At 64.3% G+C, this 17,452-nt stretch carries 15 protein-coding genes; 10 read left to right on the forward strand and 5 right to left on the reverse strand.

What is annotated here, in order from left to right:
* Positions 1–111 precede the first annotated feature (111 nt).
* From glpK to map, 3 genes are all read left to right on the forward strand, one after another.
* A complete protein-coding gene (gene glpK / locus H4I97_RS04070; RefSeq protein ID WP_182306653.1) occupies positions 112–1,605 on the forward strand; it encodes a glycerol kinase GlpK in 1,494 nt (497 codons plus the stop codon).
* A 103-nt stretch (positions 1,606–1,708) separates the two neighbouring features.
* On the forward strand, positions 1,709–2,755 hold the full coding sequence (locus H4I97_RS04075) for an LLM class flavin-dependent oxidoreductase (protein WP_182306654.1): 1,047 nt from the start codon (positions 1,709–1,711) through the stop codon (positions 2,753–2,755).
* A 59-nt stretch (positions 2,756–2,814) separates the two neighbouring features.
* Positions 2,815–3,564 (forward strand): type I methionyl aminopeptidase, encoded by a 750-nt coding sequence (map, locus tag H4I97_RS04080; RefSeq protein WP_182306655.1) that lies wholly within the window; start codon positions 2,815–2,817, stop codon positions 3,562–3,564.
* Positions 3,565–3,606: 42 nt separating this feature from the next.
* Here the strand turns inward: map and H4I97_RS04085 are convergent, their stop codons facing one another.
* Complete coding sequence (locus H4I97_RS04085) at positions 3,607–3,837, reverse strand: hypothetical protein (RefSeq protein WP_182306656.1); 231 nt, start codon at positions 3,835–3,837, stop codon at positions 3,607–3,609.
* Positions 3,838–4,003: 166 nt separating this feature from the next.
* On the opposite strand from H4I97_RS04085, the gene H4I97_RS04090 reads away from it, so the two are divergent.
* Positions 4,004–5,182, forward strand: coding sequence for a YbfB/YjiJ family MFS transporter (locus tag H4I97_RS04090; protein ID WP_182306657.1), 1,179 nt, complete (start codon positions 4,004–4,006; stop codon positions 5,180–5,182).
* A 158-nt stretch (positions 5,183–5,340) separates the two neighbouring features.
* Positions 5,341–6,603, forward strand: a complete 1,263-nt coding sequence (gene bacA, locus H4I97_RS04095; protein ID WP_182306658.1) for a bacteroid development protein BacA — start codon at positions 5,341–5,343, stop codon at positions 6,601–6,603.
* Between the two features lie 38 nt (positions 6,604–6,641).
* Here bacA and H4I97_RS04100 read toward each other — a convergent pair whose 3' ends face one another.
* A complete protein-coding gene (locus tag H4I97_RS04100) occupies positions 6,642–7,640 on the reverse strand; it encodes a polysaccharide deacetylase family protein (protein WP_182306659.1) in 999 nt (332 codons plus the stop codon).
* 218 nt (positions 7,641–7,858) lie between these two features.
* Here H4I97_RS04100 and H4I97_RS04105 point away from each other — a divergent pair, with 218 nt between their 5' ends.
* From H4I97_RS04105 to der, 3 genes are all read left to right on the forward strand, one after another.
* Positions 7,859–8,437 (forward strand): NnrU family protein, encoded by a 579-nt coding sequence (locus tag H4I97_RS04105; protein ID WP_182306660.1) that lies wholly within the window; start codon positions 7,859–7,861, stop codon positions 8,435–8,437.
* A 107-nt stretch (positions 8,438–8,544) separates the two neighbouring features.
* Complete coding sequence (locus tag H4I97_RS04110) at positions 8,545–9,216, forward strand: tetratricopeptide repeat protein (protein WP_182306661.1); 672 nt, start codon at positions 8,545–8,547, stop codon at positions 9,214–9,216.
* Positions 9,217–9,250: 34 nt separating this feature from the next.
* Positions 9,251–10,678 (forward strand): ribosome biogenesis GTPase Der, encoded by a 1,428-nt coding sequence (gene der, locus H4I97_RS04115; protein WP_182306662.1) that lies wholly within the window; start codon positions 9,251–9,253, stop codon positions 10,676–10,678.
* A 3-nt stretch (positions 10,679–10,681) separates the two neighbouring features.
* On the opposite strand, the gene H4I97_RS04120 is transcribed toward der, so the two are convergent.
* The gene (locus H4I97_RS04120) at positions 10,682–11,728 is read right to left on the reverse strand and encodes a glycosyltransferase family 4 protein (RefSeq protein ID WP_182306663.1); all 1,047 of its coding nucleotides are present in this window, start codon (positions 11,726–11,728) and stop codon (positions 10,682–10,684) included.
* Positions 11,729–11,927: 199 nt separating this feature from the next.
* On the opposite strand from H4I97_RS04120, the gene bglA reads away from it, so the two are divergent.
* Both bglA and aac(6') read left to right on the forward strand, forming a co-directional pair.
* Complete coding sequence (gene bglA / locus H4I97_RS04125) at positions 11,928–13,592, forward strand: beta-galactosidase BglA (protein ID WP_182306664.1); 1,665 nt, start codon at positions 11,928–11,930, stop codon at positions 13,590–13,592.
* A gap of 2 nt (positions 13,593–13,594) precedes the next feature.
* Positions 13,595–14,035, forward strand: a complete 441-nt coding sequence (gene aac(6') / locus H4I97_RS04130) for an aminoglycoside 6'-N-acetyltransferase (RefSeq protein ID WP_182306665.1) — start codon at positions 13,595–13,597, stop codon at positions 14,033–14,035.
* Positions 14,036–14,072: 37 nt separating this feature from the next.
* Here aac(6') and eglC read toward each other — a convergent pair whose 3' ends face one another.
* Positions 14,073–15,497: an endo-1,3-1,4-beta-glycanase EglC gene (gene eglC, locus H4I97_RS04135; protein WP_182306666.1), complete on the reverse strand. Its 1,425-nt coding sequence runs from the start codon at positions 15,495–15,497 to the stop codon at positions 14,073–14,075.
* 131 nt (positions 15,498–15,628) lie between these two features.
* Positions 15,629–17,323, reverse strand: a complete 1,695-nt coding sequence (gene ade, locus H4I97_RS04140) for an adenine deaminase (RefSeq protein WP_182306667.1) — start codon at positions 17,321–17,323, stop codon at positions 15,629–15,631.
* Between the last annotated feature and the right edge of the window lie 129 nt (positions 17,324–17,452).

The following is a 17,452-nucleotide window of genomic DNA, read 5'->3' on the forward strand; positions in this document are numbered from 1 at the left end:
GATGCCGCGGAAGGGGTGACCGGATCTCTGCGCTTTCTTTTTGACAAGCATTCGGCAGTCGTATTGAACTTTCGCCCGGAGAAGAAACTGCGCGTATCGGGGAGGAAGCGTATGGGCGGATTTGTGCTTGCGATCGACCAGGGGACGACATCGAGCCGGGCGATCGTTTTCGACGGCGACATGCGGATCGTCGGCATCGGCCAGAAGGAATTTCCTCAACACTTTCCGAAATCCGGCTGGGTTGAGCATGATCCGGAAGACATCTGGCAGAGCGTCGTCGCCTCGATCCACGACGCCTTCGGTCGCGCCCGGGTCGAGCCGCACCAGATCGCCGCGATCGGCATCACCAACCAGCGCGAGACGGTCGTCGTCTGGGACCGCGAAACCGGCCGGCCGCTGCAGAACGCCATCGTCTGGCAGGACCGCCGCACCGCGAGCTATTGCGAGAAGCTGAAGCGCCAGGATCTCGAAAAGCTCTTCGTCCGGAAGACCGGGCTGCTGCTCGATCCTTATTTCTCCGGCACCAAGCTTTCCTGGCTGCTTTCCAACGTCAAGGGCGCGCGGGCGAGGGCAGCGAAGGGCGAACTCTGCTTCGGTACGATCGATACCTATCTGATCTGGCGGCTCACCGGCGGTCGCGCCCACGTGACCGACGCCACGAATGCCTCGCGGACGCTGATGTTCAACATCGCGACAAACGAATGGGATTCCGAGCTTCTCGAAATCCTGCGCATTCCCGCCGCGATGCTGCCCGAGGTGAAGGATTGCGCGGCCGATTTCGGCACGACCGATCCCGCCGTCTTCGGTGCGGCCGTTCCGATCCTCGGGGTTGCCGGCGACCAGCAGGCGGCGACGATCGGGCAGGCCTGTTTTGCGCCGGGCATGATGAAGTCGACCTACGGCACCGGCTGCTTCGCACTCCTGAACACCGGAAGCGACATGGTCCGCTCGAAGAGCCGGCTGCTAACGACGATCGCCTACCGGATCGACGGCAAGACGACCTATGCGCTCGAAGGCTCGATCTTCATTGCCGGCGCGGCGGTGCAGTGGCTGCGCGACGGGCTGAAGGTCATCGGCGACGCCCGCGAAACCGGCACGCTCGCCGAACTCGCCGATCCGGGCCAGCAGGTCTATCTGGTGCCGGCCTTCACCGGCCTCGGTGCCCCATGGTGGGACCCGGAAGCGCGCGGCGCCGTCTTCGGCATGACCCGCAATACCGGACCCGCCGAATTTGCCCGCGCGGCGCTCGAAGCCGTCTGCTACCAGACGCGCGATCTGCTCGACGCCATGCACAAGGACTGGCGTAACGGCGGTGACGAAACCGTGCTGCGCGTCGACGGCGGCATGGTCGCCTCCGACTGGACGATGCAGCGGCTCGCCGACCTCCTCGATTCCCCGGTCGACCGGCCGGCGATCACCGAGACCACCGCGCTCGGTGCGGCCTTCCTTGCCGGCAGCCGCGCCGGCGTCTGGCCGGGCATGGAGGAATTCTCCAGGGCCTGGGCGCGTGACCGCCGCTTCGAACCGGCCATGGACGAGAAGACCCGCGCGACGAAGCTCAAGGGCTGGCGCAACGCCGTGCGGCGCACACTGAGCGACTTCTAAGGGCGATCGATCCGGCGAACACTGTGTCGCCGGGCCCATCCCTTGTTTCGGGTGCGCCGGCTGCTATCTGTCACACGGTTCACCGGTTACAAAGGACAGATCCATGGAACTCGGCCTCTATACCTTCGCCGACGTCGATCCGAATGCGGTAGACAAGGGAGCCGAGGGCGCCCTCCGGCTCGCGAATCTCATGGAAGAGATCGCGCTTGCCGACGAGGTCGGGCTCGATGTCTTCGGCATCGGCGAGCATCACCGGGCCGACTATGCCGTTTCCTCTCCGGCGACGATCCTCGCGGCCGCGGCCGTGAGGACGAAGCGGATCAGGCTCACCAGTGCGGTGTCGGTCCTGAGTTCGGACGATCCCGTCCGGGTGTTCCAGCAGTTTGCGACCGTCGATCTCCTGTCGAACGGTCGCGCCGAGATCATGGCGGGTCGCGGCTCCTTCATCGAGTCCTTCCCGCTTTTCGGCTACGATCTCGACGATTACGACAAGCTCTTCGCCGAGAAGCTCGACCTCCTGATGACGCTCCGTGAAGAGGAGGTAGTCAACTGGGCCGGCGAGACGCGGGCCGCGATCCCCGGTCGCGGCGTTTATCCGCGGCCGCTGCAACAACCGTTGCCGCTCTGGATTGCGGTCGGCGGTACGCCGCAGTCGGTCGCCCGTGCCGGCGTGCTCGGCCTGCCGCTGGCGCTCGCGATCATCGGCGGCCAGCCGCGCCGCTTTGCGCCGCTCTTCGACCTCTACCGTGAGAGCGCGCGGCGCGCGAACCGCGATCCGGCGACGCTGAAGACCAGCATCAACGTCCATGGTTTCATCGCCGATACGACGGAGAAGGCCGCCGACGTCTTCTACGAACCGCAGGCCGCGGTGATGAACCGCATCGGCTGCGAACGCGGCTGGGGGCCGACCAGCCGGCAGCATTTCGACCAGTCCCGCGGACCGGACGGCGCGCTCTTCGTCGGCGACCCGGAGACGGTTGCCGAGAAGATCGTCGCCCATCACCGGATCTTCGGTAATGACCGCTTCCTGCTGCAGATGGCGATCGGCCTCATGCCGCACCGGGAGGTGATGCGCGGCATCGAGCTCTTCGGCACAAAAGTCGCTCCGCTGGTCAGAAAAGCGTTGACGCCCGCGGAAACGGGCGCGTAAGCAGCCCGAAACAGCCGCAACCGGCCGCAGCCCGGTCTGCTTGCGCGTGAAAGAGCACAATGATTGTTTCCAGCGAAGACGAACTCAACGGCCTGAAGGAGATCGGCCGCCTCTGCGCAATCGCGCTGAAAGCCATGGGCGCGGCGCTGGAGCCGGGGATCACCACCCGCGAACTCGACATGATCGGCCGCAAGATCCTCGAGCACGCCGGCGCCCGCTCGGCGCCCGAACTCTGCTATCAGTTTCCCGGTGCTACCTGCATCAGCGTCAACGAAGAGATCGCCCACGGTATCCCCGGCGACCGGATCATCGGGGCCGGCGATCTCGTCAACATCGACGTGTCGGCGGAAAAGAACGGCTTCTTCGGCGATACCGGCGCCTCCTTCACCGTGCCCCCGGTCACGGCCAAGAACGAGCGGCTCTGCCGGGACGGCAAGCGGGCGCTCTGGATCGGCCTCAACCAGATCCGCACCGGTCAGCCACTCGCCAGCATCGGCAATGCGATCGGCAATTTCGCGAAGAAGAACCGCTACACGCTGATCACCAACCTCGCGAGCCACGGCGTCGGCCGTTCGCTGCACGAGGAGCCGAAAGAAGTCGCGACCTGGCCCGATCCGGACGAAACGCGGATCATGGAGGAGGGGCTGGTCTTCACCGTCGAACCCTTCCTGTCGCTTGGTGGGCACTGGGCGGAGGACGGCGACGATGCCTGGACGCTCTACAGTGAGCCGAAGGCCCCGACCGTTCAGTTCGAGCACACGCTGGTCGTCACCCGCAACGGACCGCTGATCCTGACGCTCGCCGACTGAGGACGGGCGCCGTGAAGGCGGATCACCGGCGGCTGTTCCGTCTCAGGCCGAGAACGCGACGGAGACGCCGCGCTTCTTGAAGTAGGACTGCATGATCTTGCGTCCCTGGCGATTGGACTGGGCGAGCTTCGCCGTCTCGAACACCGCTTCCCTGACGCCTTCGCGGGCCATGACCGCCTTCAGCGCCGCGATGTGGAGATCGATCTCCTCGTTGTCGTTGTTGAGCGAGGCGTAGATGTTGTCGATGGCCTGGCTCAGGGTGAGGTCGCTCATGGGGTGCTCCTTCGGATTGTCGCTTCTCACTACCGATTTTTGCCGAGGGAGCAAGCCGGGTTCGTCTGCGATGGGTGAGCCTACCGGAGGAATTCATCGCGTTCGGTTGACCCTCTGATCAGTATTTGTGGTTTGTGGGCGGCGTTTTGCGATGCGATAAGGCGGCATGACCGACGGGCACCGCCTTGATCCGAGCCTCCTTTCGACCGCCGTCGCCGGAGCGGCGGCCATGGCATCGGCCATGGGCTTCGGCCGCTTCGTCTTCACGCCGATCCTGCCCGGCATGATCGCCGACGTACCGCTCTCTTCGACCGCTGCCGGCTTGGTTGCCGCCGGCAACTTCTCAGGCTACCTCGCCGGAGCGATCCTCGCCGCCTTCGGCTGGGCCGCGGGCCGCGAACGGCTGATCGCGCTCATCGCCCTTTTCGTGAGCTCGGTTGCGCTGGCTGCCATGGGCGTGACCAGCAGTGTCGCACTTTTCGTGGTCATCCGCTTCGTTGCCGGGGTCGCCAGTGCCTTCGCGATGATCTTCACTTCGTCGATCGTGCTGACGCTCGCCGCTGTGAGAAGGAGCGAAGGCGTGCAGTCTGCCCATTTCGGTGGCGTGGGAGCGGGAATTGCGCTCTCCTCGCTGATGGTCTTCCTGACGGCGGCATGGAGCCGGCACGATCCTTCGGCGTGGCGCACGGAATGGCTGACGGGAGCGGCGGTGACGCTCGTGCTCTTTGCCGTCGTCTGGATGCTGCTCCCGCCGGCACCCCGCACGGCCGGACCGGCGAAGGAGGCGCCGCTTGCCTGGCGGCTGCCGCTCACGCTCCTCACGCTGTCCTACGGTCTCTTCGGCTTCGGCTACGTGATTACGGCGACCTTCATCGTCACGATGGCGCGGATGAGCGAGGCGGGTGCCGCCGTCGAATTCCTTACCTGGTTCCTGACCGGCATCGCCGCAGCCGTGTCGATTGCTGCGTGGCGGCCGCTGCTTGCCCGCCTCGGACTTGCGGGGCTCTACCTGACGGGGTTGCTGGTCGAGGCGGCCGGCGTGCTGGCTTCCGTCTCACTGCCGGGGATTGCGGCACCGCTTGGCGGCGGCGTGCTGCTCGGCGCCACCTTCATGATGATTACCGCCTACGGTCTGCGTCTCGGTCGGTCGCTCGCGCCGGAGAGCCCGCGGCGCGCGCTTGCGTCCATGACCGCGGCCTTCGGCATCGGGCAGATCGTCGGCCCCCTGGTCGCCGGCTGGGTCGCTGAGGTGACCGGCGGCTTCACGGTGGCGAGTATCCTCGGCGCCTCGGCGCTTCTTCTCGCGGCGGTAATGGCCGTGCCTGTGTGGAAACGCATCGGTTGAGGACGCGGCGGGGCGGCCTCCCAAAGGGCTGCGAACAGCAGGTTACAATGCGGTAACAAACCCCCGACAGCATTGCTGGCACCATCGTTCTGCCCTAGTTTCGCGACAATCGAAACGTCCGACGAAGCCGACAGCACCTGCCAGGAAAGTACCCGCCCGTGTTCAAATCATTCTTCCCGAAGCCCAGACTGTTCTTTCTCTCGGCTGCGCTCTGGTCGCTTGCTGCGATCCTCGTGTGGTATGCGGGCGGCAGCGATCTCGGCGCTTTGATCGGGCTTCCGCCGCTCGCCGCAGGCCAGCAGCCGCCGATCGGCGCCTCGCTGTTCTGGTCGACGCCGTTCCTGTGGTTCTATATCTATTATACGGTGGTCGTTGCGGCTTTCAGTGCCGTCTGGTTCATCGTCAGCCCGCATCGCTGGCAGCGCTGGTCGGTGCTCGGCAGCGCGCTCATCATCTTCACGACCTATTTCAGCGTGCAGGTGAGCGTCGCCATCAATGCCTGGTACGGTCCGTTCTATGACATGATCCAGAAGGCCTTGTCGCAGGCCGGTTCAGTCACCGCCGGCGAGCTCTACATGGGCATGCTCGGCTTTGCGGGAATTGCCTTTATCGCGATCACCATCGGCGTGCTGAGCCGGTTTTTCGTCAGCCACTGGATCTTTCGCTGGCGCACCGCGATGAACGAATACTACATGGCCTATTGGCCGAAACTTCGGGTCATCGAGGGGGCTTCCCAGCGTATCCAGGAAGACACGATGCGCTTCTCGTCGACCGTCGAGCTTCTCGGGGTCAGCCTCGTCAGTTCGGTGATGACGCTGATCGCGTTCCTGCCGGTTCTGTTTACCCTCGGCGCGAACATCACCGAACTGCCGCTGATCGGTAACATCCCTCATGCGCTCGTATGGGCGGCGATCTTCTGGTCGGTTTTCGGAACCGTTTTTCTCGCGGCCGTCGGCATTAAGCTCCCGGGACTGGAGTTCCGCAACCAGCGCGTCGAAGCCGCCTACCGCAAGGAGCTGGTTTACGGCGAGGATGATCCGTCGCGTGCCCGGCCGATGACGGTGGCGGAACTTTACGACGAGGTGCGCCGCAATTATTTCCGCCTGTATTTCCATTACATGTATTTCAACGTCGCCCGCATCTTCTATCTTCAGGCCGACAATCTCTTCAGCCTTATCGTGCTGGTGCCGTCGATCGTCGCCGGAAAGCTGACGCTCGGATTGATGACGCAGATCAACAATGTCTTCGATCAGGTCAGGGGCTCGTTCCAGTATCTCGTCAATTCGTGGACGACGATCGTCGAGCTTCTCTCGATCTACAAGCGCCTTCGCGCCTTCGAGGCGACGATCGACGACGAGCCGCTGCCGGAGATCGATCAGGAGTATATGCGCGATACCAACCAGCTGCCTGCTTCGCAGTAAGCCGACATTCGCCCGGCGGAGCCCGCCGGGCGATGGTCCTAATTGGAGGCCGGCGCCGCGCGGCGCTGGCCCGTTTCGATGACGTGCATCGCCTCCGTGTAGCTCACGCAGGCGACGTCTGAGCGGCCGCAGACGTCGTTCACCAGTCGTTCGAGCGCCCGCCAGTAGGCGCCGCCGTTCATCTCTACGAAATGGAAGCCGAACTGCAGGGGAATGCGCTTACCGTCATATTGCGCGTCGAAGGCGCTCTTGAAGGCGGCGTAGGCGCGTTCCTCGTATTCGATCGATTTCGACGGATTGTCGAGGCCGGCCGAATGGCGGACGAAGAGGTTGTAGTCCATGCCGAGGATCTGCCGGTCTCGCGGCCCCTCGGGGATCAGTGGCAGGGCGAAGCGAATGAGCCCGCCGTCGCTTTCCGGCCACTGCGGCCCATTGGCCACACCACTCGCGTCATAGACGAAGCCCGCGGCTCGCTCGGCTTCGGTGAGCGCCTTGGTCGCCGAGAGATAGGGGGCGCGAAAGCCGGTGATGCCGTTCTCGACGAAATCCTGCCACTCCTTCGGCTCCCGGTCGCCGACGCCGTTTGCCTGCCATGCGCCCTTGAGCACGGCGTCGAAGGTCGAAAATTCTTTCAGCCAGTCGGCGCGCGTCCAGTCCTTGCCGTCGAAATGGCCGCACGCGTGGCTTGCGATCTCGTGTCCTTCCAGATGCGCCTGCCAGATGTGATCGAGGCGGGCGGCCGCGTCTTCCTTGTTTGGTGCGAAGCCGACATTCGAGCGGCCGGGCTTCTGGCCGGGTGCCACATAATCCTTCTTCGCCTCGCGCGGGATGAGGTTGGTGCAGGAGAGGAAATAGGTGAAGCGGGCGTCGACCTTCTTCGCCATCGTCCGGCTTTTCTCCCAGAGCTCGTTGCTGCCCGCCCCGTCGAAGGAGATCACCAGGATCTGCGGACGCCTGACCGAGAGCGGCTGCTCCACGGCTGCAGCCTCGGTAACGGGCAGGAGGAGGGCGGTCGAGAGAAGAAGCGAGCGGTACATGACGATCCTGACGATGGGGCGGCTTGCGACATTCGAGCCGCCGGGCGCCTTGTCTCATTTTCGGGCGATGCCGGACGAAAGGCGTCGCGCACCTTTCCCGTAGCCCGCGCGGGGAGTGGATTTCCTGTCACCAAATTGGGGCGAAGCTTTGAACGTGCTGGCAATTTCGTCCCTTGCGCTCTATTCCATTGGTAACAATCAAAACGGGGTTCGGAACGATGGCTTTGTTGGTCCTTGGGATCGTGTTGTTTCTCGGTATACATCTGACGCGGATCGTGGCGCCCGGCTTCCGCGACGCGATGATCGCAAAGCTTGGCGAGCAGCGCTGGAAAGGGCTCTACGCGCTGGCGAGCCTCGCGGCGCTCGTGGTGCTCGTCTATGGTTACGCGAACGCGCCGATCATCGACCTCTACTATCCGCCCGTCTGGACGGCGCATCTGACGCTGACCCTGATGCTGCTCGCGATGATCGTGCTCGTGGCAAGCCTGATTCCTGCGGGACACATCGCGGCCAAGACCAAGCACCCCATGGTGCTCTCGGTGAAGATCTGGGCGTTCGCCCACCTTTTGGCGAATGGCGACCTGCGTTCCGTCCTGCTCTTCAGCTCCTTCCTTGCATGGGGCGTCGTTGTCCGGATTTCATTGAAGCGGCGGGAAAGGGCGGGCGAGCTGAAGCCGCGGCCCTTCGTCTCCGCGCGCTACGACTTGCTGGCGATCGTGATCGGCGCGATCGTCTGGGGCCTCTTCATCGCCAGACTGCATGCCTTGCTGATCGGCGTTCCGCCGATCGTCATGTAGGCTTTGCAAAGGATTCGCGGCATTCCCACTTACAAGGCCCGAAAAATCGGGTAGAAGGCCGCTCACGAACACAACGGCATGAAATGGCCGGCAGGCCGGAGACATCGATGGTTGATAACAACGACAGCTTCATCCGCGAAGTGAACGAAGAGCTTCGCTCGGATCAGGTCAAGCAGGTCTGGCGCCGCTTCGGGACATACATCATCGGCGCGGCCGTCCTGATCGTGGTCGGCACGGCCGGGTACCGCGGCTACGAATACTGGCAGGACCGTCGGTCTTCCGCTGCCGGCGACCAGTTCCTCGCCGCCCTGACGCTCGCCAGCGAGGGCAAGCGTGACGAGGCGCTCGCCGCCCTCACTGCTCTCGAGAAGGACGGCCACGGCTCCTACAGCGTGCTTGCGCGCATGCGTGCGGCGACCGTGCAGGCCGAGAAGGGCGAGACACAGGCGGCAATCGACGCCTTCACCGCGATCGGCAAGGATACCTCCGTTCCGCAGGTGATCCGTGACGTCGCGCGTCTTCGCGCTGCCTGGCTGTTGGTCGATACCGGCACCTACGAGCAGGTTTCCGCAGAAGTCGAGGTGCTCGCAGCACCCCGCGAGGCGTTGCGCCACTCGGCTCGCGAAGCGCTGGGACTTGCCGCGTACAAGGCAGGCGACATGGTGAAGGCCCGCGAGTGGTTCGAGCAGATCACCGAAGACAACGAAACGCCGGGGAATGTCTCCAGCCGGGCGCAGATGATGCTCGACAACATCATCGCTTCCGGCAAGGCGCCGTAAGCAGCACACCGGCGGCAGCCAGAAAGCAAGATCCATGAGTTTTACCGTCGCCATCGTCGGTCGTCCGAATGTCGGCAAGTCCACGCTCTTCAACCGTCTGGTCGGGAAGAAGCTGGCGCTCGTCGACGACACGCCGGGTGTCACGCGCGACCGGCGTCCGGGCGCGGCAAAGCTCATCGACCTGCGTTTCACCATCATCGATACCGCCGGCCTCGAGGAATCCGGTCCCGAGACGCTGCAGGGCCGCATGTGGGCGCAGACGCGCGCCGCGATCGACGAGGCGGACGTCTCGCTTTTCGTCGTCGATGCCAAGGCCGGGCTGACGCCGGCCGACCAGACGCTCGCCGAAATGCTGCGCAGGAGCGGCAAGCCGGTGGTGCTCGTCGCCAACAAGTCGGAAGCGCGCGGCTCCGACGGCGGCTTTTATGACGCCTTCACGCTGGGGCTCGGCGAGCCGTGCCCGATCTCTGCCGAACACGGCCAGGGCATGCTCGACCTGCGCGATGCGATCGTCGCTGCGATCGGCGAGGAGCGCGCCTTCCCGGAAGCGGACGAGGTGGCCGTCACCGATGTCGACGTGCGTGATGAGCCCGTTGGGGAAGGCGACGACGAGGATGTCGAGCCGGAATACGACGAGACGAAGCCGCTCCGGATCGCCGTCATCGGTCGTCCGAACGCCGGCAAGTCAACGCTCATCAATCGTTTTCTCGGCGAGGACCGCCTGCTGACCGGCCCCGAGGCCGGCATCACCCGCGACAGCATCTCCGTCGAATGGCAGTGGCGCGGCCGCACCATCAAGATGTATGACACCGCCGGCATGCGCAAGAAGGCGAGGGTGCAGGAGAAGCTCGAAAAGCTTTCCGTCGCCGACAGCCTGCGCTCGATCCGCTTCGCAGAGCTGGTCATCATCGTCTTCGACGCGACGATCCCCTTCGAGAAGCAGGACCTGCATCTCGTCGATCTCGTCGCCCGCGAAGGCCGTGCCCCGGTGCTCGCCTTCAACAAGTGGGACCTGATCGAAGACCCGCAGGCATTCCTTGCGGATCTTCGAGAAAAGACCGAACGGCTGCTGCCGCAGGTGCGCGGCATTCGCGCGGTCCCGATCTCCGGGCAGACCGGCTACGGTCTCGACCGGCTGATGCAGTCGGTGGTCGAGACCGATCGCGTCTGGAACAGCCGCATCTCGACGGCCAAACTGAACCGCTGGCTGGAAAGCCAGCAGGTGCAGCATCCGCCGCCGGCCGTCTCCGGTCGCCGCGTGAAGCTCAAATACATGACGCAGGTGAAAGCTCGTCCGCCGGCCTTCATGATCTCGTGCACCCGTCCGGAAGCGCTGCCTGAGTCCTATCTGCGCTATCTCACGAACGGGCTCCGCAACGATTTCCAGATGCCGGGCGTGCCGATCCGCATCCATCTGCGGGCGTCGGAAAACCCCTTCGAAGGCAAGAAGAAAAAGCGGTAGGGCTCAACCGGTGACCGCCGCGCGGTGCCGCGGCGGCCGCACCTTGGCAGCCTCGACGTTGTCGAGGAACTGACGCGTTGCCCGCTCCCACGAAAAGGTTTCGGCAAGGGCTCGCGCGTCATCGCGGGAGCAGGCAAGCGCCGCCTCGCAGGCGAGGTGCAGATCGTCGTTCAGAATGCCTGCCTTGCCGTCTCCCGGAATGATGTCCACCGGCCCGGTGACGGGGAAGGCGGCAACCGGCACCCCGGAGGCGAGGGCTTCCAGGATGGTGTTGCCGAAGGTGTCGGTGCGCGAGGGAAAGACGAAGACGTCGGCCTCAGCATAGGACGCTGCGAGTTCTTCGCCAAACCTGGCGCCGGTGAAGGTGACGTCCGGATAGCGTTTCTGAAGGTTTTCCCGCTCGGGACCATCACCGACGACCACCTTCGAGCCCAGCAGATCGAGGTCGAGAAAGGTCGGCAGGTTCTTTTCCACCGCGACGCGTCCGACGGTCATGAAGATCGGTCGCGGCAGGCCGAACGGTCGTTCGGTGCGGGGTCTCGGATGAAAGATATCTAGGTCGATGCCGCGGCTCCAGAGCCGGAGATTGTCGAGCCCGTGTCCCTCAAGCTCCTGTCTCAGGCTCTCCGTCGCCACCATGCAGACGCCGCCGCCGTTATGGAACCAGCGGACATAGGCATAGAGCCAGGACATCGGCACCGGGATGCGAGCTGCGACATATTCCGGGAAGCGCGTGTGGTAGGTGGTCGAGAAGCCCATGCTGTGCTGCAGGCACCAGTGGCGCGCCATCAGCCCGAGCGGTCCTTCTGTGGCGATGTGGACGTAATCCGGCGCATAGCTCTCGATGGCGCGGGCGACACGACCGTAGCGAGCCATCGACAGCCTGATTTCCGGATATGTTGGCATCGGGATGCTCGGATAGGCGTCCGGCGTGATCATTGCGACTTCCACGCCCATGCGCGCGAGTTCGCGATTGGTGTTCTCGATGGAGCGGACGACGCCGTTGACCTGCGGCCGCCATGCGTCGGTGACGATGACAATTCTGGGCATGCCTGGGCGAATATCTCCTCGGCACTGAAAGGCGGGAACCTTCCGCTTCCTTCAGGCTTTATGTGGCCGCAGTGTTACAGGTTGATGTCACCCGCATGTTCAGAACCCCGTGATGCACCGGCCTCCGCCTCTGGCCTCGCCGCCGCCTTCGCCTATACTGTGCAAAAGAATTCCGACCGGCCGAACCGCAGGAGCCTCCATGCCCTCTCCCGAACGCAAGAGCGGTGCCCGAACCAGCCGACCGGACTGGTGGCGGGGCGCCACGATCTATCAGGTCTATCCGCGATCCTTCCAGGATACGAACGGCGACGGCATCGGCGATCTCAAGGGCGTGACGCAGCGGCTCGGCTACATCGCCTCGCTCGGGGTGGATGCCATCTGGTTGTCGCCCTTCTTCACGTCGCCGATGGCCGACATGGGCTACGACGTTGCCGACTACTGCGATGTCGACCCGATGTTCGGGACGCTTGGCGATTTCGACGAACTGATGAAGGAGGCGCACCGTCTCGGCCTCAAGGTCATCATCGACCAGGTCCTCTCGCACACCTCCGACCGGCATCCCTGGTTCGAGGAAAGCCGTGCCCACCGCAACAATCCGAAGGCGGACTGGTATGTCTGGGCCGATCCGAAGCCGGACGGCACGGCGCCCAACAACTGGCTCTCGGTGTTCGGCGGACCTGCCTGGGAGTGGGACGGCGTTCGCAAGCAGTACTACATGCACAATTTCCTTGCGAGCCAGCCGGACCTGAACTTCCACAATCCGGAAGTTCAGGCGGCACTCCTCAAGGTGGTCGAGTTCTGGCTCAAACGCGGGGTGGACGGCTTCCGCCTCGACACGGTCAACTACTTCTTCCACGATCGGGAGCTCAGGGACAATCCGGCGATGGTGAAGGACGATGACGCGCCCGGTCTCGACGCGCCCGACGTCAACCCCTACGGCATGCAGAACCACCTCCACGACAAGACCCAGCCGGAGAACCTCGTCTTCCTCGAACGGCTCAGGGCCTTGATCGATCGCTATCCGGGGCGTACGACCGTCGGCGAGGTGGGGGATGGCGCCCGCTCGCTGAAGACCGTCGCCGCCTATACGGGTGGCGGCGACAAGCTGCACATGTGCTATACCTTCGACCTTCTTTCGCCGGACTTCACCGCAAACCACATCCGCGCCTGTGTCGGCGCGGCGGCGGAGATGATCTCCGACGGATGGATTTGCTGGGCCTTTTCCAATCACGACGTCACCCGCCACGCCAGCCGGTTCGCGCAAGCGGCCGACGAGCGCGAGGCTGTGGCAAGGCTCTCGATCAGCATTCTCGCGGCGCTGCGCGGCTCCATCTGCCTCTATCAGGGCGAGGAACTGGGACTGCCGGAGGCAGAGCTTTCCTTCGATGACCTGCGCGACCCATACGGCATCCGCTTCTGGCCGGCCTACAAGGGGCGCGACGGGTGCCGCACGCCGATGGTGTGGACGTCTGGCGGCAACCATGCGGGCTTTTCGTCGGGACGGAAGACCTGGCTGCCGGTACCCCGCGAGCACAAGGCGCTGTCGGTGGAACTGCAGGAGGGCGACGAGGGGTCGCTTCTCAACCACTATCGCCGGACGATCGCCTTCCGCAAGGCACATCCGGCGGTCATCGAAGGCGGGCTGACGTTTCTCGACTTGGAAGAAGACGTGCTCGCCCTCGTTCGCGACAAGGGCAAGGAGCGGCTTCTCTTCGTTTTCAACATGCGCCGTGGACCGCAGGAGGTGCCGCTGCCGGCCCACCTCACCGTCAAGGAGGTGCTGGCGCTACCCGGCTGCTCCGGATGCATCGATAAGGGGCACCTGCGGCTCGGCGCCCTCGACGGCTGCTGCATGAGGGTATGAGCATGGAGATCCGCCGGGCGAGCCTTGACGATCTGGATGTATGGGGAAGCCTGCGCCTGCAGCTCTGGCCGGATACCCCCGCGGTCGCGCATTCCGGCGAGCAGATTGCCATGCTGGAGGCCCCGGACCGCTTCGCCGTCTTCCTGTGCGAGGACGGTGGCCGTGTCTGCGGCTTCGCCGAGGCGAGCCTTCGGCAGGACCATGTCAACGGCTGCGAAACCGCGCCGGTCGCCTTTCTCGAAGGCATCTTCGTCGCATCCGAGTCCCGCCGTCGTGGTGTTGCCGGCCGGCTCGTCGCTGCCGTCGAGGACTGGGCGCGCGAGATCGGCATGCGGGAACTCGGCTCCGACGCCGATCTCGCCAATGTGGTTTCACATGCGATGCACAGTCATCTCGGTTTCGAGGAGACGGAGAGGGTCGTCTATTTCCGCAAGGAGCTGTGACCGGTTCCGCTTTCCGCCTCCCGTCATCGATCGCTGCCTAGAGCAGCCACTCCGACGTTTGGTGTTGCGCCGGCATGATGTCGTCGAGTGTATACGCCCTGATATAGTCGATCTGCATCTCTGCACCGCCTGCAAGCCCGTCCGTCGGAGGGCCCGCCGTGCCGCCGACCGCGAGGTTGACGATCATGTACATAGGGTCATGCATGTCGGCCGGCGTATCGGCGCGCGCGACCGCCACGTCGTCGAAATACCAGACGATCTCGTTCTCCGTCCAAAGCACACCGTAATTGTGGAAGCCCTCGGTGCCGGAAACCTGTACCGCGGTCGAGGTGGTCGTACGCTGGCCGGTCTCGTTCGAATGAACGGTCACGTTCACCGTGTTCGGGTCCTGCCCGCGCATCTCCGCGACGTCGAGTTCCGGCGGCCAGGAACCGTCAGCCGGCAACAGCCAGAAAGCCGGCCAGGTGCCCTTATCATCGGGCATGTCGGCGCGGATTTCGAAATAGCCGTAGGTCTGCGTGAAGGAGGAATGGGTCGTCAACATGCCGGAGGTGTACTCGTAGCCATCGATCTCTCCCTGGATCGAAGGTGATGCCTTTTCGGCGGTGATCGTCAGGATGCCGTTTTCCACGGAGAAGGGATCCACCTTCGATGTGCCCTCGTAGTTAGGGTTGATGTACCACTGGAGCTCCCCGTTGCCGGGCAGCGTGCTACCCTTTTCCGGCGCCCACCAGAACTTCGGGTCCCATGTCCCACCATCGCCGTCGTTCAGCGAGAGCGTATTGAAGTCATCCGAGAAGGTCTGTGTCAGCTGGGAGCGGTCGAGGGAGAGCCGGAACTGGTTTGCGCCGAGGTCGCCGACCGAGACGTCGGCGAAGACGAGGCTTTCACCGTCTCCGAGATCGAGCCGCACGTCGGTGCCTTCCTGGGCCAGGTGAGAGGAGACATCGGCAAAGGAGGTGAAGGCATAACCTTCGAGGCGGATTATATCGTCGGCGCTGAAGTCGGTGATGAGATCACTGCCGTTGCCTTTGTCGAGGATAAAGATGTCCGCGCCGCCGCCGCCCGTCAGCACGTCGTTGCCGGCACCACCGTCGAAGGTCTGGCGGTTCGAGGAGCCGCTGAAGATGTTGTCGAGATCGTTGCCGAAGGCGTGGCGGACGTCACCGGTGACGGTGAGGTTCTCGAAATTCTCCGGCAGCGTGTAGCTCATCCAGGTCTTGATGGTGTCGATGCCTTCACCCGGCGCTTCCACGGCACGGTTTATCGTCGAGTAGAGATAGTAAATGTCGTCGCCGGTACCGCCGTGCATGGTGACGTTGACGGAGCTGTCTCCCCAGATCGAGTCGTTTCCGGCCGTGCCGTAAAGGTCAGGGCCGGAGCCGGTGGCGGAAAACCAGGCGGTGGAGGTGCCGCTGTAATAGAGTGGAATGCCGAGGGCGTTTTCTATCGATCGGGCCATGGGATACCTCTTTCGTTCCGATCCCCGAGCCCAACTACAACCCTAGCATGTGGATGCGCATTCGTCAGTATGCGTATCGAATAAAATTTCGCAGGTGCGAAAGGATCCTCCGTGGCGCCCGGCGTGTCGTCTCACCCGAGCAGCATGAATTTGTCGACGTCGACCATCCCGCGGTCGGAAATCTTCAGATGCGGGATGACGGGCAGCGGCAGGAAGGCGACCTGCAGGAAAGGCTCCTGGAGCGTGGTGCCGAGCGCATAGGCCGCCAGGCGGAGATGGTGGAGCGTGTCGCGCACGGTCTCGTACGGTTCGAGGCTCATCAGCCCGGCGACGGGGAGGGCGATTTCGCCCGTCACCTTGCCGCCGTCGACCACCACGAAGCCGCCCTTGATCTCGCCGAGGCGGTTGGCGGCGAGCGCCATGTCGTCCTCGCTGACGCCGACGACGCAGATATTGTGGCTGTCGTGGCCGACGGTCGAAGCGATCGCGCCGCGTTTCAGCCCGAAGCCCTGCACGAAGCCGTTGGCGTGATTGCCGTTCTTGCCGTGGCGCTCGATGACCGCGACCTTGATGATGTCGCGGTCGAGATCGACGGCGGTCTGGTTGCCGGAGGTCGGCAGGCGGTAGCGGCGATGCTCGGTGATGATCTTGCCCGGCAGGACGCCGATCACCGGCGTCTCGCCCTCCGTTACCGGCACGCCGAAGTCGGCCGCCTTCACGATCCGCGCCTTGACGCTGTCGAGGCCGACGGGCGCGACCGGCGCGCGGGTGGCGAAGAGTTCATCCGTCACGCGACGGCCGGCAGCAAACACCATCTCGGCCTTGCAGTTTTCGAGGCTGTCGATAACGACGAGGTCGGCCCGCCAGCCCGGCGCGACGAGGCCGCGGTCGCGAAGCCCGAAGGCGCGTGCGGCGGAAATCGAGGCGGCGCGATAGACGGCAACCGGGTCGACGCCGTTTCTGATCGCCTCGCGGATCATGTAGTCGAGATGGCCCTGTTCGGCGATGTCGAGGGGGTTGCGGTCGTCGGTGCAGAGCGCCAGGAAAGGCGAGAGCCGCTCGGTCAGGATCGGCATCAGCGCATGCAGGTCCTTCGACACCGAGCCCTCGCGCACGAGGATATGCATGCCCTTGCGGATCTTTTCGAGCGCTTCCGTGGCGGTTGTGCATTCGTGGTCGGTGCGGATGCCGGCTGAGAGATAGCCGTTCAGGTCGTTGCCGGAGAGAAGCGGCGAATGGCCGTCGATATGGCCGCCCTGGAATGCCTCGAGCTTCGCCATGCAGACGGGGTCCTTATGGATCACACCCGGGAAATTCATGAACTCGGCAAGTCCGATCACCTTCGGATGGCTGCGGAAGGGCAGGAGCCGCTCGATCGGCAGGTCGGCGCCGGAGGTTTCGAGATGGGTCGCCGGAACGCAGGACGAGAGCTGGACGCGGATGTCCATGATCGTCTCGAGCGCGCTGTCGAGGAAGAACTGGATGCCTTCCGTGCCGAGGACGTTGGCGATCTCGTGCGGATCGCAGATGACAGTTGTGACGCCGTAGGGCAGGACGCAGCGGTCGAACTCGTGCGGCGTCACCAGCGAGGACTCGATGTGGAGATGGGTGTCGATGAAGCCCGGCACGACGATGCGGCCGGAAATGTCGATCTCCTCGCGTCCGCGATAATCGCCGCAGGTGCCGACGACCGTTTCGCCGCAGATCGCGATGTCGGATGCGACGAGTTCGCCGGTGACGAGGTCGAAGAAGCGCCCGCCCTTGAGCACGATGTCGGCTGGCTCGCGTCCCGTTCCCTGGTCGATGCGGCGTTCGAGGTCGGTCATGCGGCGTCTCCGATTCTTTTTCATCCGGCACCACTGTAGCGGCTGGCGAGGGGCATCGGGAAGGGGCGACGTCTCAACGTTCCCATGGCGTGCACATACTCGCGTGCGATGCCGTTCTCCCGGCATCGT

The sequence above is a fragment of the Ciceribacter thiooxidans genome (assembly GCF_014126615.1).
In the GTDB taxonomy this organism is placed as follows: Bacteria; Pseudomonadota; Alphaproteobacteria; order Rhizobiales; family Rhizobiaceae; genus Allorhizobium; species Allorhizobium thiooxidans.

Bases quoted from the DNA above. Each gene is read 5' to 3' on its own strand.
- glpK (WP_182306653.1), top strand. From the start codon at position 112: ATGGGCGGATTTGTGCTTGCGATCGACCAGGGGACGACATCGAGCCGG.
- H4I97_RS04100 (WP_182306659.1), bottom strand. From the start codon at position 7,640: ATGTACCGCTCGCTTCTTCTCTCGACCGCCCTCCTCCTGCCCGTTACC.
- H4I97_RS04110 (WP_182306661.1), top strand. From the start codon at position 8,545: ATGGTTGATAACAACGACAGCTTCATCCGCGAAGTGAACGAAGAGCTT.
- H4I97_RS04105 (WP_182306660.1), top strand. From the start codon at position 7,859: ATGGCTTTGTTGGTCCTTGGGATCGTGTTGTTTCTCGGTATACATCTG.
- der (WP_182306662.1), top strand. From the start codon at position 9,251: ATGAGTTTTACCGTCGCCATCGTCGGTCGTCCGAATGTCGGCAAGTCC.
- eglC (WP_182306666.1), bottom strand. From the start codon at position 15,497: ATGGCCCGATCGATAGAAAACGCCCTCGGCATTCCACTCTATTACAGC.
- H4I97_RS04075 (WP_182306654.1), top strand. From the start codon at position 1,709: ATGGAACTCGGCCTCTATACCTTCGCCGACGTCGATCCGAATGCGGTA.
- ade (WP_182306667.1), bottom strand. From the start codon at position 17,323: ATGACCGACCTCGAACGCCGCATCGACCAGGGAACGGGACGCGAGCCA.
- H4I97_RS04090 (WP_182306657.1), top strand. From the start codon at position 4,004: ATGACCGACGGGCACCGCCTTGATCCGAGCCTCCTTTCGACCGCCGTC.
- H4I97_RS04085 (WP_182306656.1), bottom strand. From the start codon at position 3,837: ATGAGCGACCTCACCCTGAGCCAGGCCATCGACAACATCTACGCCTCG.
- map (WP_182306655.1), top strand. From the start codon at position 2,815: ATGATTGTTTCCAGCGAAGACGAACTCAACGGCCTGAAGGAGATCGGC.
- bglA (WP_182306664.1), top strand. From the start codon at position 11,928: ATGCCCTCTCCCGAACGCAAGAGCGGTGCCCGAACCAGCCGACCGGAC.
- H4I97_RS04120 (WP_182306663.1), bottom strand. From the start codon at position 11,728: ATGCCCAGAATTGTCATCGTCACCGACGCATGGCGGCCGCAGGTCAAC.